Consider the following 25,555-nt stretch of genomic DNA (forward strand, 5'->3'; position numbering starts at 1 on the left):
CGTTCTCAACGATCGCGACGCGCGATCAGCCCGCGCACCGCGTCGCTCACCTCGGGCAGGTCGTTGGGCAGGGCCCACTGGTGGGCATCGTGCTCGGTGAGGATGACCGGTTCGGTCTTCTCGACCGTGACGGCGAAGTTGAACTGCCTGGTGGTGCCGCCGCGGCTGTTGGGGTAGTCGAAGTGCCCGACGTAGCTGTGCACACTGTCGATGATCAGGCAGGTCTCCTCAGCGGTCTCGCGGTGGAGTGCCAGCAGGACGGTCTCGCCCTCCTCGACCTTGCCCGAGGGGATCTCCCACATCCCGCCCATGAAGTCGTCGGGCTTGCGCCGCACCAGGAGGACCCGGTCGGCATCGGTCACGATGGCGGCGGCCACGAAGCTGGTGATGCCGTCCCGCTTTGCCTCGCTCACGAGGCCGGCCAGGAATTCGGCGGAGGCAACGGTCACAGCAACTCCTCGTGGTGGTCGCTCACCTTGACGGCTGCGCGGACGTACTGCTCGGCCAGCGCGAGATCCTGCTCACGATGCCAGACCGGGAGCTTGATCGTGTGCCGGTGGGCGTGCTCGGCGACCGGGAACGCGCCAGGCGAGTACTGCCGGTGGTGGTGCGGGTGGCCCGGGAAGAGCAGATCGGGGCGCTGGTAGAGCGGAAGTTCGTGGAGCGGGCGGGTGGATCCGGGCCGGTCGAACTCCACCGCGCCTTCGGCGAGCAGGGCTTGGTGGAACCGCTCGATGGGCAGGCCACCCAGTTCGTCGGACCGGTACGTGAGCGTCAACCCGTACCAGGAGGGGGCCACCCCATCGGGTACCGGCACAACTTCCAACCCGGTTACTCGGCTGAGCCGTTCGGTGAGGTGACGGGCGATCTCCGCCCGACCGGCCTTCAGGCCCTACCGCCAGGTGGACGGCGTCCCGGAGTTCCTCGAACGCCTGAAAGTCGGCTGACGCAACGTCGGCGCCAGGCGATGCAGAAGGTCCCTGATCTGCGGGTTCGCAGATCAGGGACCTTCTTACGCCAGGGGGCGGACGAGTCGGCCTGTACGCCGGGTTCTGTCTCCCGGGGTGCTCGCGCGGCCCGGGGAGGCGGTCATCCATCTAGGGCTGCCGTTGCCGACAGCCTCGTGCGGTCTACCCGTGAGCTCGGGCGAGCAGCCCTCGAACACTCACGCACGGCGCCCGAGGGCGCCGATCTTGACCTTGCTCCAGGTGGGGTTTACCGAGCCGGCCGAGTCACCTCGGTCGCTGGTGGTCTCTTACACCACCGTTTCACCCTTACCGGCGGCCGGAGCCGTCGGCGGTCTGTTTTCTGTGGCACTGTCCCGCGGGTCACCCCGGGTGGGCGTTACCCACCACCCTGCTCTGTGGAGCCCGGACGTTCCTCGGCGGGTCTGTGAGGACCCGTCGCGACCGCCCGGCCGGCTCGTCCGCCGTACTGGTCATCGTAGCCGGTCGGCGCGGGCCTCCTGGACAGCGGGGGCCGGGGCGGGCGGCGGGTCGAGGCGGGCGGCGACCTGGGCGGCGGTGGCTCGGGCCCAGGCGGTGGTGGTGAGCAGGCCGAGCAGCGTGATGGTCGCGCCGAGGCCGGCGATGATCCACCAGGCGGCGTGGCTGGCGGGCGCGAAGCCGGTGTCGAACGGGGCGACCACCGCGGCGGTGACCACGGTGCCGAGCACCGCGACGCCCAGCGACTGGCCGACCTGGCGGCTGGTCGAGGCCACCGCCGCCGCGACCCCGGCCTGGGAGCGCGGCATGCCGCTGACGGCCGCGTTGGTGATCGGGGCGTTCACCAGGCCGAAGCCGAGACCGAACAGGCTGTAGGCGGTCAGCAGCAGGGCGGGCGAGGAGGTGGCGGTCAGCCGGGTGAGCAGCAGACCGCTGGCGGCCAGCGCGGGGCCGGCCACCAGCAGCGGCAGCCGGGGGCCGCGGGAGCCGACGATCCGGCCGGAGATCGGGGCGCAGACCAGGGTGAAGCCGGCGATCGGCAGCGTCCACAGACCGGCCTCGACCGGGGAGTAGTGGCGCACGTCCTGCAGGTAGAGGGTGTTGAGGAAGAGGAAGCCGCCGAGCGAGGCGAAGGCGCAGACCGCGATCACCGTCGCCCCGGAGAACGGTGCGCTGCGGAAGAACCGCAGGTCGAGCAGCGGCTCGCGGTGGCGGCGCTCCCAGAGCGGGAAGGCGACCAGCGCGGCCAGCGCGACGGCGGCCAGCGCCAGGATTCCCGGCGAGGTCCAGCCGTGGTCCGGGCCCTCGATGATCACGGCGGTGCCGGCCCCGAGCACGGCGACGGCGAGCAGCTGGCCGACCGGATCGAGGCGGCGCGGCTTGGGCGCCCTGGACTCGGGGACGAAGCGGGCGGCCAGCACGATGGCGACCAGGCCGATCGGGACGTTGATCAGGAAGATCGACGGCCAGCCGAAGCTGTCCACCAGCAGCCCGCCGACCAGCGGGCCGAGCGCCATGCTGATGCCCACCACGCCGCCCCAGACGCCGATCGCCTGGGCCCGCTCGCGCGGGTCGGTGAACACGTTGGTGATGATCGACATCGCCACCGGGTTGAGCATCGAGCCGCCCACCGCCTGCACCGCGCGGAAGGCGACCAGCCAGCCCAGGCTCGGCGCGATGCTGCAGAGCAGCGAGCCGAGCACGAAGAGCAGCAGGCCGAGCTGGAAGATCCGGCGGCGCCCGACCCGGTCGGCCACCGAGCCGGAGAGGATCAGCAGCGAGGCGAGCACCAGGGTGTAGGCGGCGATCACCCACTGGAGCCCGGAGGCGGGCGCGTGCAGGTCGCGCTGGATGGACGGCAGCGCGATGTTGACGATGGTGTTGTCCAGCCCGACGATCAGCAGGCTCAGGCAGCAGATCGCCAGGATCAGCAGGCGGCGGCGCCGCGAGAGGGAGGTCGGGTCAGTCACTCATTCATCCTAATCAATTCATGGGATGAATCCGACCGACGAGTCGACCGCCGGAGGTCACCGCCCCAGCGCGCCCGGTAACCTGGGCTGCTTGACCCAGGCAGAACGTGTCACCGAACCAACTCCTGAACCAACTCGTGAAGCCAGTCGTGAACCCAGTCGTGAACCCAGTCGTGAGGGGAAGCCGCGCATGCCGTTCCTGGTCCTGCTGCCGCCGTCCGAGGGCAAGGCCGAAGCACCCGACGGAGCGCCGCTCGCCCTCCCCTCGCTCTCGCTGCCCGCGCTGACCGAGGCCCGTGCGCGGGTGCTGGACGCGCTGGTCGAACTCTGCCGCGGCGACCAGGAGACGGCCGCCGAGGTGCTCGGGCTGAGCAAGGGGCTGCGCGGCGAGATCGCCCGCAACGCCGCGCTGCGCACGGCGGGCACGCTGCCGGCCGGCGAGCTGTACACCGGCGTGCTCTACGACGCGCTCGGGCTCGGCAAGCTGGACGCGGCCGCCTACGGTCGGGCCGAGCGCTCGCTGCTGGTCTTCTCCGGCCTGTGGGGCGCGGTGCGGATCGGCGACCGGATCCCGGCCTACCGCTGCTCGGGCGGCGTGAAGCTGCCGCCGCTGGGCGCGCTCGGGGCGTACTGGCGCCGGGAGTTGGCGGAGGTGCTGCCCGGCGAGGCGGACCGGCTGGTGCTGGACCTGCGCAGTTCGGCGTACGCGGCCTCGTGGAAGCCGGCCGGTGAGGTGATCGCCCGCACCGCCACCGTGCGGGTGCTGCAGGAGAAGGACGGCAAGCGCACGGTGGTGAGCCACTTCAACAAGGCCACCAAGGGACGCCTGGTGCGCGACCTGCTCAACTCGGGCGAGGAGCCGGGCACGCCGGGCGAACTGCTGGACGTGCTGCGCGCGCTCGGCTACCAGGTGGAGGTCGCGGCTCAGGGAACCGCCCGCAAGCCCTGGCAGCTGGACGTCGTGGTCACCGAGATCCACTGACCGGGACCCTGCGCTGACGTCACGTCAGCGCAGGTGTCCGGTGTCGTTGAGCAGTCGCAGCGAGGCGTTGCCGTCGCTGTAGTACTGCACCGCGCAGAGCGAGGCGGCGGACAGCTCCATCTTGTAGACCGCGTCCGGCGGCGCCCCGAGCGCCAGCCGGACCAGGCTCTTGATCGGGCCGACGTGCGAGACCACCAGCACCGTCTTGCCCGGGTAGCGGGCCAGCACCTTGTCCCGGGCCACCGCGACCCGCTGGGCCAGCGTGGCGAAGCTCTCGGCGCTGCCGGTCGGCTTGACCTCGGTGGAGCCCAGCCAGGCGCTCAGGTCCTCGGGGTGGCGTTGCTGCGCCTCGGCGAAGGTCAGCCCCTCCCAGTCGCCGAAGTCCACCTCGCGCAGGCCCTCCTCGATCCGCACCGGCAGGCCGAGCCGGATCGCCACCGCCTCGGCGGTCTCCCGGGCGCGCAGCATCGGCGAGCTGACCACGGCCTCGATGGTGCCGCGCGCGGCCAGCGCCTCGGCGGCCCGCTCGGCCTGCCAGCGGCCCTTCTCGGACAGTTCGGGGTCGCTGCCGGTGCTGCCGGAGAACCGCTTCTGCGGGGTGAGCGCGGTCTCGCCGTGCCGCAGCAGCACCAGCGTGGTGGGGGTGCTGAGGTCGGCCGCGAACGCCCAGCCGGCCTTGGGCGCCATCGGCTCGGCGGGCGACTCGGGCGCCACCGGCTCAGGCGTGAGCGGCGAAGGCGCCGACTCGGCCCCCGAGGCCTCGGCCCCCGAGAGCTCGGGCGCCGCCGGGCGGGCCTTGGGCTCCCACTGCTTGCCCGCCTGGCCCGCGTCCATCGCCTCGTTGGCCAGCCGGTCGGCGTCCTTGTTCCGCTCGCGCGGGATCCAGGTGTAGCCGACCTGCGAGCGCGGGAAGACGGTGCGGGCCTCGGCGGCCAGCGGCTGCATGTCGGGGTGCTTGATCTTCCAGCGCCCCGACATCTGCTCGACCACCAGCTTGGAGTCCATTCGGACGTCCACGGCGGCGCTCGGGTCGATCTCGTGGGCCGCCCGCAGGCCGGCGATCAGGCCCCGGTACTCGGCCACGTTGTTCGTCGCCCGGCCGATGTACTCGGCCGCCTCGGCGATGATCAGGCCGGTGTCACCGTCGCGGACCACGGCGCCGTAACCGGCCGGTCCCGGGTTGCCCCGGGAACCGCCGTCCGCTTCCACGACGAACCTGCGGACCGGCACGGTCAGCTGCCCGAGTCGGCGGTGCGCACCAGGATCCGGCCACAGTTCTCGCAGCGCACCACGGCGTCCTTCGGCTCGGCCTTGATCGCGTTCAGGTCGGAGACCGCGAACTCGACCCGGCAGCCCTCGCAGCGGCGCTGGTACAGGCGGGCCGCGCCGACCCCGCCCTGCTGCTCGCGCAGCCGGGTGTAGACCTTGAGCAGGTCGGCCGGGATCACCTGGGCGACGGCCTCGCGGTCACGGGTGACCTTGGCGACCTCCGCGTCGATCTCGGCGAACGAGGCGTCACGGCGGCTGACGGCCTCCGCCAGCACCACCTCTGCGTGCTGCAGCCGGGCGGTCAGCTCGGTGACCCGGGTCTGCGCCGCCTCGGTGCGCTCCATCACCTCGAGGACCACGTCCTCCAGGTCGGACTGGCGCTTGGCCAGCGAGCCGATCTCGTGCTGGAGGTTCTCCAGGTCCTTGGCGGAGCTGACGGTGCCGGAGTCCATCCGCTGCTGGTTGCGGGCGGCCCGGGCGCGGACCTGCTCGACATCCTGCTCGGCCTTGGTCAGCTCGCGGGCGGTGTCGCCCTGCTGGGCCTGGGCCGCGATCACCAGGTCCTTGAGCGCGGTGTGGTCGGCGTTGGCCTTCTCGATCTCCGCGTGCTCGGGCAGGGTGCGGCGCCGGTGGGCCAGCTGGTCGAGCTTGGAGTCGATGGCCTGCAGGTCGAGGAGGCGGATCTGGTCGGCGGGCGCGGCGTTCAAGCGGGGGGCTCCTGTGATGACGAGGTCGAGCGGGTGGGCGGTACGAGGGCGCCGGGATCAGCCGGCTGACGGTGCGTCGGCGGACGGCGCGTCGGCGGACGGCTGCGGCTGCGGCTGCGGTTCGGCGAACAGCTGCGGTTGGACGTACGGCATCGGCGCGTGGGCCGTCCAGGGGTCGGTGACCAGGGTGGAGACCCGGGTCGCCAGCTCCCAGCCGTGCGCGGTGGCGGCGGTTTCGAGCGAGCGGGCGGCCAGGTTCAGCCAGGGCCACTCGGTGGCCCAGTGCGCGGCGTCCACCAGCGCGACGGCGGAGGCCTCGGCGGCCTCGGCGGCCGGGTGGTGGCGCAGGTCCGCGGTGACGTAGGCGTCCACGCCCGCCGCCCGGACCTCGGCGAAGAAGCTGTCACCGGAGCCGCCGCTGACCGCGACCCGGTGGACCGGGCGCTGCGGGTCGCCGGAGACCCGCACGCCGGCGGCGGTCGCGGGCAGGGCGGCCGCCACCTGGGCGGCGAACTCGGCCAGCGGCAGCGGCGCGGGCAGCTCGCAGATCCGCCCGGTGCCCCGGCGGCCCGCCGGGTCGCTCGGGTCCGGGACCAGCGGGGCGAGCACGGTCAGGCCGATCGCCTCGGCCAGCGCGTCGGAGACGCCCGGGTCGGCGTGGTCGGCGTTGGTGTGCGCGACGTGCAGCGCGATCCCGGCGCGGATCAGGGTGTGCACCACCCGCCCCTTGAAGGAGGTCGCGGCCACGCTGGTGGTGCCGCGCAGATAGAGGGGATGGTGGGTGACCAGCAGGTCGGCACCCCAGGCCACCGCCTCCTCGACCACGGCCTGCACGGGGTCGACGGCGAACAGCACGCGGCGCACCTGGTCGTCCGGATCGCCGCAGACCAGGCCGACGGCATCCCAGGACTCCGCCCAGCTGGGCGGGTAGAGCTCGTCGAGCGTGTTGATGACGTCGGACAGTTTCGGCACCCGTTGAGACTACCGCGCGCCGGGGCGCGACCGGGGCCGTGGGCCGCGGCCGAGGGCCGGGGCACCAGGTCCGGCCGTGTGCGTCAACCGGCGCGCGGGAGCGTTCGGCCGCTCGGTGGGGCGGACGGCGGAGCCGGGCGGAGTGGATCGGCCCACTGCCCGCCGGGCGGCGCCTTGGCAGAGCGGGGCGGTCGTCGGAGGGCGAAAACGAATCCGGATCACCCGTACGAGTGAAGTGACTCCGGAGCGCGTTGAGACCCCACCGGCACCGAAAGTAACTTCTCTGGTGCGGACGGGAGTTGCCGTTCGAGAGGGATCACCGACAGCCGGACGGGGCAGAAGGGGGTGGGCGCGGATGGAGACAGGCATACCGCCGCGACCGGCCGGGGGGCCGGAGTCGGTGGACCGGACGTGGCGGACCGGGGCACCCGCGGACGACACGCTGGTCGAGGTGGCCCGGGCGGCCGTGACCGGCACCGGGGAGCAGGTGGGGAGCGGCGCGGGTGGCTGGGGGGCCGCCTTCGACGGCTTCTGGTGCACGGTGCGGCCGCCCGAGGTGCTCGCCCGTCCCGAGCTGCTGCCCGCGCAGGGCTGGAAGATCCACGTCAGCGCGGCCGGCACGGTCGCCGCCGAGGTGCTCTCGGCGGTGGCCGGCGTGCTGGCCGAGGACCCGTGCGCGTTCCGGTTCGCCGCCGACCGGGAGCGCCTGCACCGGATCAACTCGCGCGACAGCGAGCGCGCCTCGGTCGGCAAGTTCATCACCGCCTACCCGCTGGACGAGGCGCAGTTCGTACGACTGGCCGAGGCGCTGCACCGGGCCACCGAGGGCCTGCCGGGCCCGGTGGTGCTCTCCGACCGGCCGTACGCGCCGGACAGCCGGGTGCACTACCGGTACGGCGTGATCGCCAGGCCCGCCGCGCTGGACAACGACGGGGCGTACCGCCCGCTGCTGCACGGACCGGGCGGCCGGCGGGTCGAGGACGTGCGCGGGGCGGGCTACCACCGCCCGCCGTGGGTGGTCGACCCCGTCGAGGGGAGGGGGTCGAGCGGCACCCGCGCGGTGCGGACACCGGGCGCGGACCGGAAGGGCGGCGCAGTGCTGATCGGCGGCCGGTACCTGCTGACGGCGGCGCTGCGGCAGAGCAGCCAGGGCGGGGTGTTCCTCGGCACCGACACGCAGGGCGGGGCGAACGTGGTGGTCAAGCAGGCCAGGGCGTACGTCGAGGTGGACCGGGCGGGCACCGACGCGCGCGCGGCACTGCGCCACGAGGCGCGGCTGCTGGCCGAGTTGGCCGAGCTGCGGCTCACCGCGCGGCCGCTGGAGCTGATCGAGCAGGCCGACTCGGTGCTGCTGGTGCGGGAGTACCTCCCGGGCCAGCCGCTGGGAAGCTGGGTGGCGGCCCGGCTGACCGGCGACGGCGCGCCCGACGTGCCGTGGGAGCAGGCCGGGCCGATGGCGCTGGCGCTGGTCGACCTGCTGGAGCGGGTGCACGCGACCGGGCTGGTGCTGCGCGACCTGTCCCCCGGCAACGTGCTGGTGCTGCCGGACGCGTCACTCCGCCTGGTCGGCCTCGAACTCGCCTGCCCGGCGGGCACGGTGGCCGGCCCGGCGGGCACTCCCGGCTACCGCGCGCCGGAGCAGGAGGCCGGTTCGCTGCGCGCCGATCCGGCGGCGGACCTGTTCGCGCTCGGCGGGCTGCTCTTCCTGCTCGCCACCGGGCACGATCCGCTGCTGCCGCCGGATCTGCCACTGGCGCGTCCGGTGCCCGAGCGGCTCGGGCGCTGGCTGGCACTGGCCGCACGGGAGGGGGCGACGGCCCGGCGGCTGGCGGCGGCGGTACTGGGGCTGCGGGCCCAGTCGCCCGGCGAGCGGTGGCCGCTGTCCCGGGTGCGGGAGGCCGCGCCGGCTCCGACGCCGGTGCCCGCCCCTGGGCCCGCCCCGATGGCCGTGCCGGACGGCGTGCTCGACCGGGTGCTGCTGGACGGGCTGCGCCGACTCGCCCGGACCGCCACCCCGCTGCGCCCCGACCGGCTCTGGCCCGCCGTGCCCAACGGGCGGCGCACCGACCCCTGCAACGTCCAGCACGGCGCGTCCGGCGTGCTCGCGGTGCTGGCCCGCGCCCTGGCGACACCCGGCCTGCTGAGTGAATCGGCCCGCCCCGAAGTCGAACTGACTGTTCGTCAAGCCACGAAATGGGTCGAACGGCGGTGCGCCGCCGAGCCGTTGGCGCTGCCCGGACTGCACTTCGGGCGCACCGGGGCCGCCTGGGCACTGCTGGAGGCCGCGGAGGCGCTCGACGACCGGGCGCTGGCCGGACGGGCCCGGCGGCTGGCCGCTCCCGTCCCGGTCCACTGGCCCAACCCCGACGTCTGCCACGGCGCGGCCGGCGCCGGGTTCCTGCGGCTGCGGCTGGGCGAGCACGAGAGTGCGCTGGCCACCGCCCGGAGCCTGCTGGCGGCGGCCGTCACCGAGCCGTACGGAACGGTCTGGCCGGTGCCCAAGGACTTCGACTCCGGCCTGGCCGGGATCACCCACCTCGGGTACGGGCACGGTGTGGCCGGCGTCGGCGCCTTCCTGCTCGCCGCCCACCGGGCCACCGGTGACGCCGAGTCGCTGGCCGGCGCCGAGCGTGCCGCGCGGACCCTGGCGGCGACCGCGCGCCACCGGGGCGAGGCGGCCTGGTGGCCGCAGGGCGCCGGCGACCCGCCGGGCGTGCGGCTCGCGCACTGGTGCAGCGGGTCGTCCGGGGTGGGGAGCTTCCTGGTGCGGCTCTGGCAGGTCAACGGCGATCCGGAGGTGCGCGAGCTGGCGGTGGCGGCGGGGACGGCGGTGCTGGACGACCGCTGGCACAGCGGCACCAGCGCCTGCCACGGCCTGGCCGGGGACGGCGAGTACCTGCTGGACCTGGCCCGGGCCACCGGCGAGCGGCGGTTCCACGACGGTGCCCGGGAGTTGGCCGAGCTGATCACGGCCAGGGCCGCGCTGCAGGACGGGCTGCTGGTGCTGCCCGACGAGACCGGCACCGGCTGCGCGGCCGGGTACGGGACGGGCACGTCCGGTCCGCTCGCCTTCCTGCTTCGGCTGCGGCACGGCGGCCCGCGGCTCTGGGTCGACCCGGTGTCGGTGAGCGGCCCGGCGTCGAAGGTCGGCCCGACACCGGGGAGCGGCCCGACACCGGGGAGCGGCCCGGCCACGCCGCCGGAGGAGACCTGATGACCGCTGCCCTGCACACCGCCGCGCCGGCCCTGCGGCGGCTCAGCTTCACCTTCGCCGCCGACGGCTCGCACGCCGCCTGCCTGGCCGCCGGTGCGGACCGGGGCTGGTACGCCGAGAGCTGGCGGCTGGCCGAGGACGAGCCCGCCCGCCCGCGACCGCTGCCGCTGCCGGGCGGTCGCTCGGAGAGCCTGCGCTCGCAGCTGGTCTCGCTGACCGACGGCCGGGTGCTGCTCTGCCGGCACGACGGCGAGCGGCACGATCTGGTGCTGCTGGCCGACGCGGCGGGGCTGATCGAGGAACTGCCGGTGGCCACCCTGCGGATGGCCGGGCTGCGGCTGCTGCCGCTGCCGCAGCCCGGGCCCGCGTCCTGCGGCGGGCCGTCCAGCCCGCCGGGCGAGGGCGCGCCGGTGGCCGTGGCGCTCGGGACGGACACCCGCTCGCGGGCCACGGCCGAGGGCGCCACCGCGACCACCACCGCCTGGCTGGTATACGCCGACGGCCGGCCGCCGAGCCAGGTCGCCGAACTCCCCGGGCTGCACGGCGGCGGGGTCTGGCTGGACCGGACGGGTCGGCTGCTCAGCCTGGACCGGGTGCGCGACGGGGTGGTCAAGAGCGTCGCGCTCGACCTGCGGCTGGGCACCGTGACCCCGCTGCTGGAGATCGCCGAGCGCAGCAACGACCGGCTGCTGCTCTTCGACCCGGACACGCACTTCCTGCTGCTGCGCAGCGACGCCCCCGGCGAGGACCGGCTCGGCTGGGGCGTCCTCGGCGGCACCGAGCCGGTCCGCTTCCCGGAGGGCCTGCGCCTGCCCGGACTCTTCCCGCGCCCCGTGGTGGTGGAGCCCGCGGTGGCCTCGGCCGCGCACAGCCGGGTGGTGCTGCAGCTGGACCACGGCGCCGCGTCGGCCCTGGCGCTCTGGCGCCCGGTGGACGGGCGGTTGGCGCCGCTGGCGGTGCCGCCCGGCCGGTTCGGGGCGGTCGGCCACTGGTCGCGGTCCGCCGGGTTGCGGATGCCCTACTCGGCGCCGGACCATCCGGCCGCGCTGGCCACCCTGAACGTCGACCGGCTGGCGGGACCGGACACCCCAGGCGCCACGGGCGCCCCGGGCGCTGCGCAACAGGCGGCCCCCGGGCTGCCCGGTCCCGGCTGGCGCCTGGACGGCAGCGCAGCGCCGAGCGGCGGCGGCCGTTGGCACGGCGCGCACAGCCTGCAGCTGGCCGGACCGGCCGGACCGATCGAGGCCGTGGTGTACGGCGGCGAGGCCTGGCTGACCAGCCCGCACCTGGTGATCGCGCTGCACGGCGGCCCGGCCGACGCCTGGCGCCTGGAGTTCGACCCGGCCCTGCAGCGGATGGCCGCCGAGGGCCTGGCGGTGCTCGCACCCAACCAGCGCGGCAGCACCGGCTACGGATCCGCCCACGCGATGGCGATCCGGAGCGCCTGGGGCGGGCCCGACCTGGCCGACGTCCTCGCGCTGCTCGCGGGCGTGGCCGGTCGGCGGACCGCTCTCGGCCTGGCGCCGCCCGCGCTGTTCGGGGTCAGCTACGGCGCCTTCCTGGCCCTGCTGGCCACCGCCCACGCCCCCGTCGGACAGCTGGCGCGGTGCGCGGTGGTCGCCCCGTTCCTGTCCGGCGCCCGCCTGCTGGCCGAGGGCGCCCCGCCGGTCCGGGCGCTGACCACCCGCCTGGGCGGCGCCGACCCGATCGACGACGCGTACGGCCCGCGCGATGTGCTGCGGCTGGCGCACCGCCTGGCCGGGCCGCTGCTGGTCGTCCACGGCGACCGGGACGAGGTGGTGCCGGTGAGCCAATCCCGTTCGCTGCGCGACGAGTTGCTGCGGATCGGGTGGGCGGAGGGCAGCGAGCTGCGCTATCTGGAGGTGGCCGGCGCGGGACACGAGGTGCTCGCCGAGGAGGGCGCGGCCGTACTGCACGAACTGCTGGCGGGGTTCCTGCGGGGCGGCTAGCCTCCCCAGTCGGCGCACCTGAGCCGGCACACCTGACGCAACCAGCACGCCCTTGCCGACCGTCCCTCCCGTCATGACCGGCTCGATAGGCTGTTGTCCCACCCGGCCGTTAGGGTGACGGACCAGCGGGGCGTGATCGTCCCGGCGTGTCGCGGGGAATTCGCGCCATGCCGGACCTTGCTCCCCGCACCCGGCCCGGTCACGGCCGGCGGTGCCGTGCGGCACCACAGAGACCTGCACCCTCGCACGGAGAAGACGAAGCTGATGTCCGAAAACCTCACCGACACCACCGACCTCGGCGCCGACGAGGCCACCTCGGAGGACGCCGTGCACGGCCGCCACCGAGGCGGTTCCGCCGCCGATGACACCAACGAGGCCGACGCGCACGGCCGCCACCGGCTGGACGCGGCCAGCAACTGAGCTGCCCGGTCCGACCGCGCGGCCGACGGCCGACGGTCCCCCGGCCTCCCGTCCGAGGGCCCGGTGCGTGAGCACGCACCGGGCCTTCGGCGCGTCCATCCTGCTACCGACCGGTAACCGGCGCGGCGACCCGATCGAGTAGGGTCCCGGGGACGCGCGCATGCGGTCGTGCCGGACAGAGGGAGCAGCAGCACCATGAACGAGACCCGGGAGCAGAGCGGCCCCGCACCCGAGGTGCTCGCCGCCTTCACCGCGGCGGACGGCTTCATGCCCCTCGACGAGGGCCTCGCGCTGTACGCCGCCGCCGTCGAGGCGGCGGAGCGGACCGGGCTGCCGGTGCTGGAGATCGGCACCTACTGCGGCCGCTCGGCGATCCTGCTGGCGGACGCCGCCCGGCGCACCGGCACCGTGGCGCTGACCGTGGACCACCACCGGGGCTCCGAGGAGCAGCAGCCCGGCTGGGAGTACCACGACGCCTCCCTGGTGGACCCCGAGATCGGCCTGATGGACACCCTCCCCCGGTTCCGCCGCACGCTGCACGCGGCCGGCCTGGAGCAGCACGTGATCGCCCTGGTCGGCCGCTCGCCGCAGGTCGCGGCGGTCTGGGGCGGCCGGCTCGGGCTGGTGTTCATCGACGGCGGCCACACCGACGAGCACGCGAGCGGCGACTACGAGGGCTGGGTTCCGCACCTGGCGGCGGACGGGCTGCTGGTCGTGCACGACGTCTTCCCGGACCCGGCGGACGGCGGCCAGGCCCCCTACCGGGTCTACCTGCGAGCGCTCGCGGAGGGCTTCCGGGAGGTCTCGGTCACCGGGTCGCTGCGGGTGCTGCGCCGCGCGGCCTGACCCTCACCCAGCGGCCCGACCACCGGGCGGCGTGGCACCCGCAGCGACCGGATCGGACAAGTCGGCCGAACCGGTCGGGGGGCACGCCCTTTCCGAGAGCCACCGCACGGGAATCGGCCATCGGCCGGTACGGTGACGACGGGCACGCGCCCGAGCACCGAGCACCGAGCACCGAGCACCGAGCACCTGCAGGGCAGGACCTGAAGGCGGGGGCCAGACGATGACGGACCAGGGCGACACGACACCAGCGGTCTGGGACCCCACCGCGCGCGGCGGCGCGGGCGGCTGGGTCCGGCGCCGCCCGGACGGCACGGAGGGCACGGCACCCGCCGCGGCGCCGCAACCGGCCGCGCCCGCCACGCCGCCCCCGAGCGCGGACGCGCTCGACGCCACCCGGGCGCTGCCCCCGGTACCGCCGCAGGAGGCCACCGGCTACCTGCTCAAGCCACCGCTGGCGGCCCCTGGCGACTATCCGCCCCCGCCGTCCCGACCGGCCCCGGGCCACTACCCGCCCCCGCCCTCCCGGCCCGCCCCGCTCGGCTATCCGCCCCAGCCGGCGCCCGGCGGCCTCCAACTGCCCGGCGGCTACGAGGAGTACCAGCTCGAAACCGCCCCCCAGGCGGAGCGCCCGCGCCGCCGCAGCCCGCTGCTGGTCGGCGCCGGCGTGGTGCTGCTGCTGGCGGTCGGCGGTGGCACCGTCTTCGCGCTGCAGGGCTCCGGCGCCACCAAGCCGGCCGCGAAGGCCGCTCCGCCCGCCGCCCCGGCACCCAGCACCGGCGCACCGGCCGGCGGCCCCGCCCCCACCGGCGGCGCAGCCGGCTCGACGGCGGCGAGCGCGAGCCCGTCCGCGAGCGCCGGCGGCTCGGCCGGTCCCAACGCCCTGGCCGAGGCCCAGGCGCTGGACGCCCTGCTGACCCAGGGTGAGGCCGCCAAGTCCCCGATCGGCAGCGCGGTCGCCCAGGTGCAGAGCTGCCCGGCCAAGGCCGACATCGACAGCGCCGCGCAGATCTTCGACTCCGCCGCCCAGCAGCGCGACCAGCTGCTCGCCGCGCTGGCCAAGCTCAACCTCGCCGACCTGCCCGGTGGCGCGGACGCGGCTGCCAGCCTGAAGACGGCCTGGCAGGACTCCAGCCAGATCGACCGCTCGTACGCGGCCTGGGCCCGGACCGTGAGCGCGCAGGGCTGCGGCGGCGCCAACACCGCCCCGTCCACGCCGGACGAGCAGCAGGCCGACGCGCTCAACCCGCAGGCGACGCAGGCCAAACAGGACTTCGTGGCGAAGTGGAACGCCCTGGCCGCCGGCTACGGCCTGACCCCCCGCACCTGGGACAGGATCTGACTCCCCGTGAACCGCACCGCTCGCACCCGCATCTCCCGCACCAGCACCGCCCGGCGCGCCCTCGCCGCTCCGCTCGGCCTGCTCACCCTGCTCGCCCTGAACGCCTGCGGTACCGGCACGGCCGCCACCCGAGCGGCTGACGCCGCACCGCGCACCGCCCCGGCCGCCGCCGCCTCCAGCGCCGCCACCGCCACCGCCACCGCACAACCGAGCGCCGCCGCCCCGACCGCCGCCGAACCGCTCACCGGCAGGACCATCGTGATCGACCCGGGCCACAACCCGGGCAACTTCGACCACCCCACCGAGATCAACCAGCAGGTGGACGTGGGCAACGGCCACAAGGAGTGCGACACCACCGGCACCGAGACCGACGCCGGCTACACCGAGGCCGCCTACACCCTCGACGTCTCGCACCGGATCCGCGACCTGCTGCGGAGCCTGGGCGCCACCGTGATCCTCACCCAGGACGGCAACCGCCCCTGGGGACCGTGCGTGGACGAGCGGGCCGCGATCGGCAACACCGCCCACGCGGACGCGGCGATCTCGGTGCACGGCGACGGCGGCCCGGCCTCCGGCAGCGGGTTCCACGTGATCATGCCCGCCAAGGTGGTGGCCGGGAAGGCCGACACCAGCGCGATCGTCGACCCCTCGCACCGCCTGGGGCTGCTGGTCCGCGACAGCTTCCACACCGCCACCGGCGAGCCCTACGCCGACTACGTCGCCGACCAGGGCCTGGACACCCGCAGCGACCTGGGCGGCCTCAACCTGTCGACGGTGCCCAAGGTGTTCATCGAGTGCGGCAACATGCGCAACTCCGGCGACGCCCAGCGGATGACCGACCCCCAGTGGCGTCAGCGGGCCGCTCAGGGCATCGCCGACGGCCTCGCCGACTTCCTCACCGGCACTGGGCTGACCGCGCAAACGGCGGGTCAGTAGAATCACACGGCGTCACGCCGTCACGTCACACCATCGAGGGGAACCGATCAGTGAACTTGCGCGCTCTCACCAGGGGAGACGCTGCCGTCGCAGGTGCGGCAGCGCTCCTGCTCATCGCGTCGTTCCTCCCCTACTGGTCGATCGACTGCCCCGCGGGCGCTCCGTCGTCGGTCTGCTCCTCCAGCGTCTGGAACAGCAACCTGTTCCCGGTGCTGCCCTCGGTCTACCTGCTGGGCATCGCGGCTGCCGCGCTGATCCTGCTGCAGCGCTTCCAGGGTGAGGCGGCCAAGAGCCGGCAGATCCTCGGGCTGCGCCTCGACCAGTGGGGCGTCTCCTTCTCGGTCGTGGCGCTGTGGACCGCGCTCTGGTCGCTGGGCGCCGGCGCGGACCACTCGTGGGGCGCCTACCTCGGCGTCTTCTCGGTGCTGGTGCTGGCCGGTGCCGCCGCGGCCGGGCCGCTGGTGCCCGCGCTGCAGGCGCCGCTGCTGACGGACAAGCCGGCCGCGCCGCAGGGCTACCAGCCGCCGGTCGGCGGCGGCTACCCGGGCGCCGGCCAGGGCTACCCGCAGCAGGGCGGCTACGGCTTCCCGGCCCCCGGCCTCGGCCAGCCGGGCCAGCCCGGCCAGCCGCTGCCGGGGCAGCAGGCACCGGGCCAGGCCTTCGGCGGCGGTCAGCCGCAGCAGCCGGGCGGCTACGGCTTCCCGGCCCCGGGCTACGGCCAGCCCGGCCAGCCCGGTATCGGCCAGCCCGTTGCCGGCCAGCCCACGCCGGACTTCGGCTACGGCCAGCCCAACCCCGCCGCCGGCCAGCCGCAGGACGCCGCCGCCTTCGCCCCGGCCGCCGCCCAGGCTGCCCAGGCCCCCGCACCCGCTCCCGCACCCGCCGCCGCGCAGGCCGCTCCGGTCGCCGCCCAGGCGCCCGCCCCCGAGCCGACCCCGGCGGCCCAGGCCCCGGCCCCCGCGCCGGCCGCCGACTTCGCGCCGTTCTGGTTCGCGGTGCCGGAGCCTCGCCGGCTCGCCCCGAAGGACGGCTCGGCCGGTCCCCCGGTCGGCGAGCTGCTGCCCGGCACCTGGTACCTGGCGGTGGACCAGCGCGGCAGCGCCCTGATCGCCCAGTTGCAGGACGGCAGCCAGGGCGTGCTGACCGACAGCTCGGGCATCCAGCGCGGCTGACCTCGCGGACGACGTCGAAGGGGCCGGTGGGAGATTCTCCCACCGGCCCCTTCGAGCTTCCCGGACGTTCACTCGGAGGTCAGCAACACCCTTGGACGGCCAGCCCGTTCGGCAGCCGCTCGGCTCCGAACACGGCCACCGTCGCCGGCTCGCCGCCCAGCGCCGCGACCGCGAGCAGCAGCGAGCCGGCCGTCCAGGTGGTGCGCTCCTCGGGCCAGATGGCGTCGTCCTCGAAGACGTAGCCGGTCCAGTAGGAACCATCGTGGTGGCGCAGGTGCTGGATCCACCGCAGGATCTCCACCGCCCGCTCGGTGTCGCCCAACGCCCAGAGCGCCAGCGCCAGTTCGGCGCTCTCCCCGCCGGTCACCCAGGGCCGGTCGCTGACGCAGCGGACCCCGAGGCCCGGCACCACGAAGCGCTCCCAGTCGGCCTCGATCCGCTGCCGGGCCGCCGGGCCGCGCAGCGCGCTGCCGAGCACCGGGTAGTACCAGTCCATCGAGTAGCGGCCCTTGTCGAGGAACCGCTCGGGGTGTTCGGCCACCGCGTGCTGCAGCCGGCCGGTGGCCAACTCCCAGTCCGGCTGCGGCTCTTCGAGGTGGTCGGCGATCGCCAGACCGCACCGCAGGGCGTGCAGGATGCTGGCCGAGCCGGTGAGCAGCGCCTCCTGGACGGGGGTGCCGTCCTCGTCCAGGCGCCAGGCGATCGGGCCGTCGGCCAGTTGCAGGCCGACGGTGAAGTCCAGCGCGCGGCGCACCACCGGCCACATCCGCTCCAGGAACGCCTGGTCGCCGGTGCTCAGGTGGTGGTGCCAGACGCCGACCGCCAGGTAGGCGCAGAAGTTGGTCTCCACCGCCCGGTTGCTGACGCCGGGCGCGCCGTCGCCGAAGTAGCCCGCGTACCAGGAGCCGTCCGGGTTCTGACTCTCCGCCAGCCAGCGGTAGGCGCGTTCGGCGGCGGCGTGCTCGCCGGCCACGTCCAGCGCCATCGCGGCCTCGGTGTGGTCCCAGGGGTCCAGGTGGCCACCGGTGAACCAGGGGATGGCACCGTCCGCCCGCTGCTCCGCCAGGATGCCGCGCACGGTGGCGGCCACCTGTTCGGCGTCCAGCACCCCGGGCAGCAGCAGCGCGCGGGGGCTGGCCACCCCCTCGTGCGGCGTCACTCGCCGGCCCGGTTGGGCTTGCTGGCGTAGGCGACGAAGCTCTTGCCGATCACCGGGTTGAGCGCGGCCTCGGCGGCCTTGGTGAGCTTGCTGATCACCGGGGTGCCGACGATGTCCCAGACCAGCAGCTGGTGGTAGGCCTTGACCGGCAGCGCCTTGTCGTTGTTCACGCCGACCGCGCACTTGATCCACCAGTACGGCGAGTGCAGCGCGTGCGCGTGGTGGGTGCCGTACGGGTTGAGGCCGGCCTCCCGGAGCTTGTCGAGCAGCTCGTCGCCCCGGTAGATCCGGATGTGGCCGCCCTCGACCTCGTGGTACTCGTCGGAGAGCGCCCAGCAGATCTTCTCGGGCAGCCAGCGCGGCACGGTCACCGCGAGCAGGCCGCCGGGCTTGAGCACCCGGAACATCTCGTTGAGCACGCCCTTGTCGTCCGGGATGTGCTCCATCACCTCAGAGATGATGATCTTGTCGAAGGACTCGTCCTCGAACGGCAGCGCCAGCGCGTTGCCCTCCATGGCCACCGCGCTCGAGCCCGCCGGGGCCTCGCCCGCCGCCGCCATCGCGTCGAACCAGCGCTTGACCTCGGCGATCTCGTCGGCGTTCTGGTCCAGGGCCACCACGTTGGCGCCGCGGCGGTAGCACTCGAACGCGTGCCGGCCCCCGCCGCACCCCAGATCGAGCACCCGATCGCCAGGGGCGAGCGGGAAGCGGGAGAAATCGACGGTCAGCACGGTGTGGAGCTCCCATTCGGTACACAGAGGGTCGGGTAACGCACTTTCAGGCCACGCACGCACGTCGGGCCACGCTCACTTGGGCCACGCACTCTCCGGCCGGACACCGTCAGGCCACCCGGCCCCGGCCCGCACGCCGTCAGGCGACGTAGCGCCAGCCCGCGCCCGAGCGGGCCCGCTGCCCGACGCCGCTGGCCACCGCCGCGCGGTAGCGCTCGACGGTCAGCTCGGCCGCGCGCTCCCAGGTGAAGTGGGCGAGCACCCGCTCGCGGCCGGCCGCGCCGAGCCGGGCCCGCAGTTCGGCGTCGTCCAGCAGCCGGCCCAGCGCGCCGGCCAGCGCACCCGCGTCGCCCGGCGGCACGGCCAGGCAGGTCTGCCCGTCCGGCCCCGCCACCTCGGGGATCGCGCCGCCGGTGGTGGCCACCAGCGGGGTCCCGGTGGCCATCGCCTCGGCGGCCGGCAGCGAGAAGCCCTCGTAGAGCGAGGGCACGCAGGCCACCTCGGCCGAGCGGTAGAGGTCGACCAGCTCCTGGTCGGTCAGGCCGGTGCGGAACTCGATGTGCGGCTCCAGGCCGAAGCGCCGCACCGCGTCCGCCACCGGGCCCTCGCCCTGCTTCTTGCAGACCACCACCAGGTGCGCGTCCCGCTCGGTGCGGACCTTGGCGAGCGCCTCGATCAGGTGCACCAGGCCCTTGAGCGGCACGTCCGCGCTGGAGGTGGCGACGATCCGTCCGGGCACCACGGGCACCTCGGCGGACGGCGACCAGAGCCGGGTGTCGGCGCCGATCGGCACCACCGACACGCTGCCCGGGGCGGCACCGAGGTGCCGGACGATCTCGGCCTTGGAGCTGCCGGAGACCGTGATGATCTGCTCGAGGCGCGCGGTGACCCGTCGCTGCATCCGGGTGAAGGAGTACCAGCGGCGCAGCGACAGGCGGCGCAGCCGGGTGTCGGCCGCCTCCAGCTCCAGGCGGCGGTCCACGGTGACCGGGTGGTGGATGGTGGTGACCAGCGGGAAACCGTGCCGGGCCAGGCCGAGCAGGCCGTAGCCGAGGGTCTGGTTGTCGTGCACCACGTCGTAGCGGCCGCGGTGCCGGGCCAGGAACTGACGGGCCCGCAGCGAGAAGGTGAGCGGCTCGGGGAAGCCGCCGGTCCACATGGTGGCGACCTCCAGCGCGTCGACCGCACCGCGCAGCTCCGCCAACGCGGGCGTGCGGAACGGGTCGTCGGCACGGTAGAGGTCCAGGCTGGGCAGCTCGACCAGGCGTACCGAGCCGGGGCCCTCGACCTCGTCCAGCACCGGGTAGGGCTGCGCGCCGATCACCTCGACGTGGTGGCCGAGCCGGGCCAGCTCGCGGGAGAGGTGCCGGACGTAGACGCCCTGACCGCCGCAGAACGGGTCGCCCCGGTAGGACAGCAGCGCGATCCGCAGCGGACGCCGGTCGGCCGTGGAGGGTGGCTGCCCCGTCATGGTCAACCCCTTGAACCTGTGAACAGTGAGAGACCTCGAAGATACCGGCCCGTAGCTTCGGCATCCCAGGCGGGGAAGGTGATTCACGACACGCTGCCCTGCGCGGTGTGCGCACGGACCGTGCCAGGCCCGGTCGGCGGCGGCTCGCCCGGCCGGTCGGCCGGGTCCCGCCGGCCGACCGGTGACGGCTCACCGGCCGGTTAGAGTGGTATGGGCCGCTCTCCGGCGCCGACCGGAGCCCGTCGGCCGGGCGAGCGGACCGCCTGACGCCCACCGAAAGGCCGCCGCACCGCCATGCTCTCCCCCGCCCGTACCGGCGCCGCCGTCCTGACCGCCGCCCTGCTGGCGGGCCTCGCCGCAGGCCCCGCCCTGGCCGACGCCTCCCCGGCCGCGCCGCCCGCCGCCGTGCGGGTGGTGGCCGCCCAGGCCGCCGGCCACCTCCCGCAGGCCTTCGCCGGCACCGACCCGGTCAAGCAGCGCACCGAGACCGCCCTGGCGGCGCAGAGCGCACCGACGGCCACCGCCAAGAAGAAGAGCGGCGGCTTCCCCACCCTGTGGCTGGTCGGCGTGGGCCTGGTCGCGGGCATCGGCGGCGGCCTGCTCCTCAGCATGAACCGCAAGCGCTGAGACCTGTCCGGCTCAGCCCGCCTTGGGCCCGGTGGACTGCACCACCTCGAACGACCACAGCGTCGAGCCCGCCGCGGCCGGCTTCTGCCCCGCCGCCCCGGCCGGCCGGTGCGCCGACTGCATCGGCCCGCTCATCCACGCCTGGAACGCCTCCTCCGAGGCCCACCGCGTGTACACCAGGTACTGATCGGTCCCCTCCACCGGCCGCAGCAGCTCGAACCACTCGAACCCGTCGGAGCTCTCGACAGCCCCGGCCCGCGACGCGAACCGCTGCTCCAGCACCTCCCGCTGCTCGGCGGGAACGGTCAGCACGTTGATCTTTACCACGCTGGGCACATGACACCTCTCATCAAAAGGGGCCCGACCTGGGCACCTAACCTTGACCACGTGCGAGCAGTCTCCTACATACGACAGTCCAAGAAGCGCGAAGACGACTCGCAAGCTTCACCAGCAGCGCAGCGCACCAAGACCGAGGCGCTGATCATCGCGAAGGGATGGGAGAACACCGGCCACTTCGAGGATGTCGGCAAATCCGGCTGGGATCCCAACGTCACGCGGCCCGGCTTCGAAGAACTGATGGCCGCCGTCCGTGCTGGCCACGTCGATGCCGTGGTCGTCTTCTCGCTGTCCCGCCTCACCCGACAGGGTGCCTTGGAAGCCATGAAGATCAATGACGAGCTGGCCCGGCACGGTGTGCGGCTCGTCTCCGTCGAAGAGCCCTACCTGGACACCTCCACGCCGATGGGTATCGCCATCTTCGGTCTCATCGCCGCGCTGGCGCAGCAGGAGTCCGACCTGAAGTCGGCCTACATCACGGCGACCAAGGACACGCTCCGGACGGCTGGGAGCCACGTCTCCGGCATCGCGCCGTACGGCTTCCAAACCGTGCGCGAGCAGCGTGGGGAACTGTCCGTCATGCGTTTGATCCCCGACCCGGTGGAAGCGCCGCATGTGCGAGACATGGCCCGCTGGGCTGCCGACGGGAAGTCGGCCGGGGACATCGCCCGACAGCTCACCAGGGACGACGTCCCGACCAAGGTGACGGCGCTGGGCGAGAAGGGCACCAAACGCCTTGACGCGCGCCGCGCGAACAGCTCGTCGAAGAGCCTCGGTGGTCCGGCCTGGACCACATCAACCGTCCTGCGGATCCTCCGTGACCCCCGGCTGGCGGGCTTCGCGATGGTCTGGGAGGGGCGCCGACCACGCACCAAGGACGAGGACGGGAACGTGATCCCCGGAGCGGGGGGTAAGCGGACCATCCTGCGCGGGGACGATGGCGCTCCCGTGATCTCACACGACGGGGTCATCCCCGCTGAGGAGTGGTGGGGTCTCCAGGAGATCCTCAACGGGCGGTCGAAGGTGGTCGCCCGCTCCGGGCGCCGAGTCCCAACGCTGCTGGCCGGACACGGAATGCTCTTCTGCGACGTCTGCGGCTCGGTCATGGTGGCTGACAAGCGGAACACCTCCGACGGTCCGCAGCACTACTACAAGTGCAACCGGCTCGGCGGTGTCGTTCCGGGCCACGGCGGCCTATTGATAAGGGCCGACGTCACCGATGACCATGTGGCGGGCCACGTCTGGGCACGCCTGACGAATATGGACCCCGAGGACCCCGAGGATCTCGAATGGCTCGCGGAAGCCTCATTGCGCTTCGCCCACCAGCAACAGGGCGCTGACGAGGAAGCCGAGCGAATCGCCGCAGCAGCTGAGTTGGAGCATGTCCGAGAGGCTCTGCGGACGCTGTATCAGGACCGGCAGGACGGCCTCTACACAGGCGAGACCGGCAAGCGGATGTTCACCGACTCAGTTACACGGCTGACGGCGCACGAGGAGCGCGTCTCGGCCCGCCTGGAGTATCTCCAAGCCGCGAGGCACCGCACCATCGAGATTCCGCACGAGTGGACGGAGCCCGGGGAGAACCCGATCGGCGAAGGCTCCACCTGGGCGGCTTGGCCCCTGGAACGGAAGCGGGAGTTCCTGGCACTCTTCGTGGACTCGGTCCGCATCACCAAGGCCGTCGGCAGAGGCCGCAACGCGAACACACAGGATCGTGTGATCATCAAGTGGGCCGAACTACCCTCCACAGACTGACTACGCCCCTGATCTCATGAGCGCCGCTCTGGCGCTCGCTCAGCCCCGTCAGGCCCCATGGACCGGCGGGGCTCTTTCGTGCCGGTAGGTGGCCGTACAGGGCTTCGGCCGACAGGAATGTCCTGCGCTCCCCCTTTGGTGTAAGCGCTTACGGCTCGCCTGCTCCAGGCTCTGCCGAGCGGTCGTCTCGGGCGTGAGCCAACCACCGGCCGAATTCGGTCGCTGGCACGTGCTGCTCCCCGTGTGGTCAGGGGGGCTTGCTCTCTAGAGCCAGTGGAGGAGAGGCGCCGTCGAAGGGCACCCCCATCACCCGAATTCGGGTGGTGATGCTGCTCTCCATGTGATCAGGAACCCCGTGCGCTCTAGGGGCAGGGCAGGCGGCAGCGAGGGAAGCCATCCCACTCGCTGGTGGGACAGCACACGGCAACCCCTGTGCTCCATCTGAGATAGGGGCAGCGGCAGGACAGTGAGACGCGGGAATCCCTTGCACTCTAGGGAGATCAGTCAGCAGGGGACGGAGCCGGAGACGGAATCCCTCCCACTCCCTAGAAGGCAGTGCGCTGACGGCTCCGCACGGTGCAGGAATCCCTTGCACTCTAGGAAGTCTGCAAGTAGCGAGCGGCATCACCCCGGCTCGCGACCCGAACACCCCGGCATGGGGTAATCATGCCAACTGACCAGCCCCCGACTTGGGTTGATTCCCGCACCGGTAGTGATGCCCCGGTGTGCGAGTCCCCCGGTCGGGGGCTTTTTGCATCCACGCATCACAAAGGAGTGTTCTATGTACCCTGACCTAAACAGCATCTACCGGCGGCCACCCCTCGCCCCGACGAGCATCAAGGGGCGCAGCGACGACGGCGTATGGCAGCTCGCTGTCCAGTGCCCGTACTGCCCGGCGGAGCACCGCCACGGAGGCGGGAACGGGGATCAGCCGAGCATCGCGGGCACCCGCGCTCCGCACTGCCAGGACGTGCACTACCGCAACCGGCTCATGTTCGACGCCCGCGTGACCCGCTACCTGCCTCACTACGAGCTTGCCCCCGCCGAGTCGCGCAGCGAGTGGGACGGTGAGCGTGAGTACGCCAGCTTCCTACTGGAAGAAGCCGAAATGGCGATCGAAGAGGACGACGAGAAGGCTGCGAGGCAGGGAACGGCCGCCGGACGAATCGTCAACCAGCAGATCCGCGAGATGCACGGGCTCGTGGAAGAGATCGAGGAAGGCAGCCGGACGGGGCGCAACAGCGCGTTTCTGGCGGCTTGGAAGGCCAAGCAGGAGGGCGGGCAGTGACGACAACGACGGAGACCGTGCGCCTGCTGACTCAGCGCGACGGCACCGATGTGGACCGCGCGGAGTTCATCGCTGACCGAGTACGCGGACGGCTGATCTACGTGGAGGGGCCGGGGTGGTACGCCTGGAACGGACGCCACTGGGTCAACGACTCGACCCGTGACGCTGTGGCGCGTGGCATGGTGCACAGCGTCTCCAGCGCGCTGCTGGAGGAAGCGGCCAGCACAGGCAGCGATGCACTTATCGACGCGGCTCGGGCACTGCGCACCTCTCGGTATATCTCAGCGGCGCTGCTGGAGATGCAAGCCATGCCCAGCATCCGGCGCAGCGTGGCCGACCTGGACGCAGACCCGTACGCGCTGACCTTCCGCAACGGCACCGTGGACCTACGCACGGACCGGCTGCGCCCCCACGATCCGGCCGACCTGATCACCCGACTCGTGGACGTGGACTACCTGCCAGAGGCGCAATGTCCTTCATGGCTGGCGTTCCTGGAGAGCAGTCAGCCCGGTGACCCAGAGATTCACACGTTCCTTCAGCGGCTGGCTGGCTACGCCGTGACCGGTTCGACGCGAGAGGAGTGCCTGGCGTTCTTCTACGGGTCGGGACGGAACGGCAAGGGGGTGTTCACCGAGACGCTGGGCAAGGTCTTCGCGGCCGTGACCACGGCACAGGAGGCGGAGTTCTGGGAGAAGCAGCGCAACGGCCGTAACGGGTCGCTGGTGGCCAAGCTCCACGGTGCCCGGCTGGTGCTGTCCAGCGAGATGACAGCGGCGCGCCTGGATGAGGCGTTCGTGAAGCTGTTCACGGCCGCAGACCTGCTCACCGCGAACCAGAAGTACAAGCCTGCCTACGACTTCACGCCGACGGCGCTGCTGATCATGTCCGGCAACGACAAGCCGACCATCCGGGGCACCGACGAGGGCATCTGGCGGCGCTTCCGCTGCGTGCCATGGGATGAGTCGTTCGTCGGCAGGGAGGACAAGGGCCTCAAGGGCCGTCTGCTGGCCGAAACGGAGGGTATAGCGGCGTGGGTGGTCCGGGGCGCTGTCGAGTGGTTCAAACATGGGCTGAACGAGCCTGAGCGGGTCACCAGGGCCACCGACGAGTACCGCGAGGAGTCCGACCCGTTCGCGGACTGGGTGGAATCCAACTTCGAGGCCGACCCGGACGGCTTCACGCCCAACGGCGAGATCAAACAGCGAGGAGAGCAGATGCACCCGAAGCTGCCCGGACAGCCGCAAGCGTGGTCCAAGGCCGTTGCCCGCCAGTTCGGCGCCACGGTCGGCAAGAGGGGCGGCAAGCGCGGCGTGATCGGCGTCCGCATGCTGCCGGCTCAGCGGACCAACATCTTCGGGGCGCCCGCGTAGCCAGCGGGAGAGGGCTCTCCCTGGACGCTTGGACACTTTAGAGGCTGTTTGCACCAACCTTCTCCATACGCACATGG

22 protein-coding genes and 1 other RNA gene are annotated in these 25,555 nt (G+C 73.4%); 12 read left to right on the forward strand and 11 right to left on the reverse strand.

Annotation, left to right across the window (positions count from 1 at the left end):
* Positions 1 to 5 precede the first annotated feature (5 nt).
* The 4 genes from OG403_RS11375 to OG403_RS11390 form a co-directional block, all read right to left on the reverse strand.
* Positions 6 to 449 (reverse strand): NUDIX hydrolase, encoded by a 444-nt coding sequence (locus tag OG403_RS11375; RefSeq protein WP_329563740.1) that lies wholly within the window; start codon positions 447 to 449, stop codon positions 6 to 8.
* The gene (locus OG403_RS11380) at positions 446 to 817 is read right to left on the reverse strand and encodes a hypothetical protein (RefSeq protein ID WP_329563741.1); all 372 of its coding nucleotides are present in this window, start codon (positions 815 to 817) and stop codon (positions 446 to 448) included. Before OG403_RS11380 ends, OG403_RS11375 begins: the two co-directional genes overlap by 4 nt.
* A gap of 208 nt (positions 818 to 1,025) precedes the next feature.
* Positions 1,026 to 1,425, reverse strand: an RNA gene (gene rnpB, locus OG403_RS11385) — RNase P RNA component class A.
* Positions 1,426 to 1,438: 13 nt separating this feature from the next.
* Entirely contained in the window at positions 1,439 to 2,914 is a 1,476-nt protein-coding gene (locus OG403_RS11390; RefSeq protein ID WP_329563742.1) for an MFS transporter, read from the reverse strand.
* A 190-nt stretch (positions 2,915 to 3,104) separates the two neighbouring features.
* On the opposite strand from OG403_RS11390, the gene yaaA reads away from it, so the two are divergent.
* Positions 3,105 to 3,896, forward strand: coding sequence for a peroxide stress protein YaaA (gene yaaA, locus OG403_RS11395; protein WP_329563743.1), 792 nt, complete (start codon positions 3,105 to 3,107; stop codon positions 3,894 to 3,896).
* Between the two features lie 24 nt (positions 3,897 to 3,920).
* On the opposite strand, the gene OG403_RS11400 is transcribed toward yaaA, so the two are convergent.
* Genes OG403_RS11400 through OG403_RS11410 form a run of 3 tightly spaced genes read right to left on the reverse strand, consistent with a single transcriptional unit; the run spans position 3,921 to position 6,844 of the window.
* Positions 3,921 to 5,126 carry a bifunctional RNase H/acid phosphatase gene (locus tag OG403_RS11400; RefSeq protein ID WP_329563745.1) on the reverse strand — a complete coding sequence of 402 codons (1,206 nt, stop codon included), beginning with the start codon at positions 5,124 to 5,126 and terminating at the stop codon, positions 3,921 to 3,923.
* Positions 5,127 to 5,128: 2 nt separating this feature from the next.
* Positions 5,129 to 5,872 (reverse strand): zinc ribbon domain-containing protein, encoded by a 744-nt coding sequence (locus OG403_RS11405; protein ID WP_329563746.1) that lies wholly within the window; start codon positions 5,870 to 5,872, stop codon positions 5,129 to 5,131.
* Positions 5,873 to 5,929: 57 nt separating this feature from the next.
* Positions 5,930 to 6,844 carry a Nif3-like dinuclear metal center hexameric protein gene (locus tag OG403_RS11410; protein WP_329563748.1) on the reverse strand — a complete coding sequence of 305 codons (915 nt, stop codon included), beginning with the start codon at positions 6,842 to 6,844 and terminating at the stop codon, positions 5,930 to 5,932.
* A 355-nt stretch (positions 6,845 to 7,199) separates the two neighbouring features.
* On the opposite strand from OG403_RS11410, the gene lanL reads away from it, so the two are divergent.
* From lanL to OG403_RS11445, 7 genes are all read left to right on the forward strand, one after another.
* On the forward strand, positions 7,200 to 10,058 hold the full coding sequence (gene lanL / locus OG403_RS11415) for a class IV lanthionine synthetase LanL (protein ID WP_329563750.1): 2,859 nt from the start codon (positions 7,200 to 7,202) through the stop codon (positions 10,056 to 10,058).
* Entirely contained in the window at positions 10,058 to 12,028 is a 1,971-nt protein-coding gene (locus tag OG403_RS11420) for a prolyl oligopeptidase family serine peptidase (protein ID WP_329563752.1), read from the forward strand. The genes lanL and OG403_RS11420 overlap by 1 nt, the downstream gene beginning before the upstream one ends.
* A gap of 264 nt (positions 12,029 to 12,292) precedes the next feature.
* Entirely contained in the window at positions 12,293 to 12,448 is a 156-nt protein-coding gene (locus tag OG403_RS11425; protein WP_329563754.1) for a hypothetical protein, read from the forward strand.
* Between the two features lie 195 nt (positions 12,449 to 12,643).
* Entirely contained in the window at positions 12,644 to 13,294 is a 651-nt protein-coding gene (locus OG403_RS11430) for a class I SAM-dependent methyltransferase (RefSeq protein WP_329563756.1), read from the forward strand.
* 220 nt (positions 13,295 to 13,514) lie between these two features.
* Positions 13,515 to 14,633, forward strand: coding sequence for a hypothetical protein (locus tag OG403_RS11435; protein WP_329563758.1), 1,119 nt, complete (start codon positions 13,515 to 13,517; stop codon positions 14,631 to 14,633).
* A gap of 6 nt (positions 14,634 to 14,639) precedes the next feature.
* Positions 14,640 to 15,569: an N-acetylmuramoyl-L-alanine amidase gene (locus OG403_RS11440; RefSeq protein ID WP_329563760.1), complete on the forward strand. Its 930-nt coding sequence runs from the start codon at positions 14,640 to 14,642 to the stop codon at positions 15,567 to 15,569.
* A 50-nt stretch (positions 15,570 to 15,619) separates the two neighbouring features.
* Entirely contained in the window at positions 15,620 to 16,741 is a 1,122-nt protein-coding gene (locus OG403_RS11445; protein WP_329563761.1) for a hypothetical protein, read from the forward strand.
* A gap of 79 nt (positions 16,742 to 16,820) precedes the next feature.
* Here the strand turns inward: OG403_RS11445 and OG403_RS11450 are convergent, their stop codons facing one another.
* The 3 genes from OG403_RS11450 to OG403_RS11460 form a co-directional block, all read right to left on the reverse strand.
* Positions 16,821 to 17,882 (reverse strand): prenyltransferase, encoded by a 1,062-nt coding sequence (locus OG403_RS11450; RefSeq protein ID WP_329563763.1) that lies wholly within the window; start codon positions 17,880 to 17,882, stop codon positions 16,821 to 16,823.
* 14 nt (positions 17,883 to 17,896) lie between these two features.
* Positions 17,897 to 18,631 carry a class I SAM-dependent methyltransferase gene (locus OG403_RS11455; protein WP_329563765.1) on the reverse strand — a complete coding sequence of 245 codons (735 nt, stop codon included), beginning with the start codon at positions 18,629 to 18,631 and terminating at the stop codon, positions 17,897 to 17,899.
* 139 nt (positions 18,632 to 18,770) lie between these two features.
* Complete coding sequence (locus OG403_RS11460) at positions 18,771 to 20,102, reverse strand: glycosyltransferase family 4 protein (RefSeq protein ID WP_329563767.1); 1,332 nt, start codon at positions 20,100 to 20,102, stop codon at positions 18,771 to 18,773.
* A 294-nt stretch (positions 20,103 to 20,396) separates the two neighbouring features.
* On the opposite strand from OG403_RS11460, the gene OG403_RS11465 reads away from it, so the two are divergent.
* Positions 20,397 to 20,729, forward strand: coding sequence for a hypothetical protein (locus OG403_RS11465; RefSeq protein ID WP_329563769.1), 333 nt, complete (start codon positions 20,397 to 20,399; stop codon positions 20,727 to 20,729).
* A gap of 12 nt (positions 20,730 to 20,741) precedes the next feature.
* On the opposite strand, the gene OG403_RS11470 is transcribed toward OG403_RS11465, so the two are convergent.
* Positions 20,742 to 21,065 carry an antibiotic biosynthesis monooxygenase family protein gene (locus tag OG403_RS11470; RefSeq protein ID WP_329563771.1) on the reverse strand — a complete coding sequence of 108 codons (324 nt, stop codon included), beginning with the start codon at positions 21,063 to 21,065 and terminating at the stop codon, positions 20,742 to 20,744.
* Positions 21,066 to 21,116: 51 nt separating this feature from the next.
* Between OG403_RS11470 and OG403_RS11475 the strand changes: the two genes are divergently transcribed.
* From OG403_RS11475 to OG403_RS11485, 3 genes are all read left to right on the forward strand, one after another.
* Positions 21,117 to 22,820, forward strand: a complete 1,704-nt coding sequence (locus tag OG403_RS11475; RefSeq protein ID WP_329563772.1) for a recombinase family protein — start codon at positions 21,117 to 21,119, stop codon at positions 22,818 to 22,820.
* A 781-nt stretch (positions 22,821 to 23,601) separates the two neighbouring features.
* Positions 23,602 to 24,108 (forward strand): hypothetical protein, encoded by a 507-nt coding sequence (locus tag OG403_RS11480; protein ID WP_329563774.1) that lies wholly within the window; start codon positions 23,602 to 23,604, stop codon positions 24,106 to 24,108.
* Positions 24,105 to 25,478, forward strand: coding sequence for a DNA primase family protein (locus OG403_RS11485; RefSeq protein ID WP_329563776.1), 1,374 nt, complete (start codon positions 24,105 to 24,107; stop codon positions 25,476 to 25,478). The genes OG403_RS11480 and OG403_RS11485 overlap by 4 nt, the downstream gene beginning before the upstream one ends.
* The last annotated feature ends 77 nt before the right edge of the window (positions 25,479 to 25,555 follow it).

It is taken from the genome of Kitasatospora sp. NBC_01266, assembly GCF_036242395.1.
In the GTDB taxonomy this organism is placed as follows: domain Bacteria; phylum Actinomycetota; class Actinomycetes; order Streptomycetales; family Streptomycetaceae; genus Kitasatospora.